2 protein-coding genes and 1 pseudogene are annotated in these 1,356 nt (G+C 69.8%); all 3 read right to left on the bottom strand.

All coding sequences use genetic code 11. The features are described from left to right. On the bottom strand, positions 1-316 hold a 316-nt coding region (locus tag ACFDSW_RS16135), incomplete at its 3' end, for a tRNA-guanine transglycosylase (protein WP_375251278.1). Further along, positions 313-945: an EF-hand domain-containing protein gene (locus ACFDSW_RS16130; RefSeq protein WP_375251277.1), complete on the bottom strand. Its 633-nt coding sequence runs from the start codon at positions 943-945 to the stop codon at positions 313-315. The genes ACFDSW_RS16130 and ACFDSW_RS16135, both read right to left, overlap by 4 nt. Positions 946-1,100: 155 nt before the next feature. Next, positions 1,101-1,356: pseudogene (locus tag ACFDSW_RS16125) on the bottom strand (hypothetical protein); the annotation flags it as partial.

Raw genomic sequence — 1,356 nt, 5'->3', positions numbered from 1 at the left:
TGGTCAGTTCCGACAGGCTCATCACCTGATAGCCGCCCGAGTCGGTCAGGATCGGCCTGTCCCAGCCCATGAAGGCATGCAACCCACCCAGCCGCGCCACCCGCTCGTCACCGGGGCGCAGCATCAGGTGATAGGTGTTGCCCAGGATGATGTCCGCTCCGGCGCGCGCGACGTCGGCGGGCTTCATCGCTTTCACCGTCGCGGCCGTGCCGACCGGCATGAACGCGGGCGTTCGGATCGTGCCGCGTTCCATCGCGATCTGCCCGGTTCGCGCCGCGCCATCGGTGGCATGGATCGAGAAGGCGAAGCGCGTCACCGGGCGTCCCGGTCGTCGCCGTCCGGTGACGCGGGCGTATCCGGGGCTGGCGCGGGACGCTCACGCCCGCGTCGCCCCTTCCGGCCGCCCTTCTCGCCGTCCTGCGCGCCAGGCGGGGGGCGGCGGCCCATCGTCGGCCCCCGCGCGTCGATCGGCGCGGTACGGAACGTCAGCAACTCGGCGCGGCTGATCGTCTTGCTGCCATCCTTGTCGTAGCGCGCGAACAGGCGTGAGAACTGGTCCTGCAATTCCTCCAGCGTAATCTGGCCGTCGCTATCGCGATCGACCTCGAACGGGCTGGGCAGCGCGTTGCGATCCCCCAGGAAGGTCAGCGCCCAATCGGCGAAGGCGATGTAGCGCAGCTTGCCGGACGTCGCCGCGACGCCCGCCATCTTCTCGGCGGTCTCGAACGATGCGCGGACCCCGGCCTGCATTTCGGACCGGTCGACCAGCGCATTGCCGTCGGCGTCGAACGTCGCGATCATCATCGCCACCGGCTCGACCACCATCGTCGCCGGTGTCTGCGGCTGCGCGGGTTCGGGGCCCTTGACGATGATCGGCGGCCCGTCCGACTGCGGGTCGGGGGCTACGGGAGCGGCGAGGAGCAGGAGCGGGAGAAGCAACGTCATGCGGGTTCCCGTGGCAGAGCGGGGGCTTGGTTGACAAGATGGGGCGGCAGGTCCGGCATCGCCGTCCAACCCGGCTCGGGATCATCGTCCACCTGCACTCGCGACCGAGGATCCCCGGCCGCGCCGGGAGCGCGCGCCTGATCGGCCGTGCCCGATTATCCCTCGCTTTCCCCCTCCAGCGCGCGGCGTTCGACCGTCACGCCGCCCCCGATCGCCGTCAGCAGTTGATGGGCATTATAGGGCTTGGCCAACACCATCGCTCCCGGCAGCGCATCGCCGATCGACGCCGTGTCGCCGCTCGCGATGACGATCCGCATCGCCGGACGAACCACGCGGGCGCGTTCCGCCAACATGATGCCCGACGATCCCGGCAAATGGATGTCGGTGATCAGGACGTCGATCGGCGCGGTC

The organism is Sphingomonas sp., assembly GCF_042091075.1.
Classification (GTDB): domain Bacteria; phylum Pseudomonadota; class Alphaproteobacteria; order Sphingomonadales; family Sphingomonadaceae; genus Sphingomonas.
The sequence above is the reverse complement of the archived record's forward strand: the minus strand, read 5'-3'. Positions and strand labels throughout refer to the sequence as shown.

What these genes read in the sequence shown, in the direction of transcription:
- ACFDSW_RS16130 (WP_375251277.1), bottom strand. Translation starts at nt 945, where the DNA reads ATGACGTTGCTTCTCCCGCTCCTGCTCCTCGCCGCTCCCGTAGCCCCC.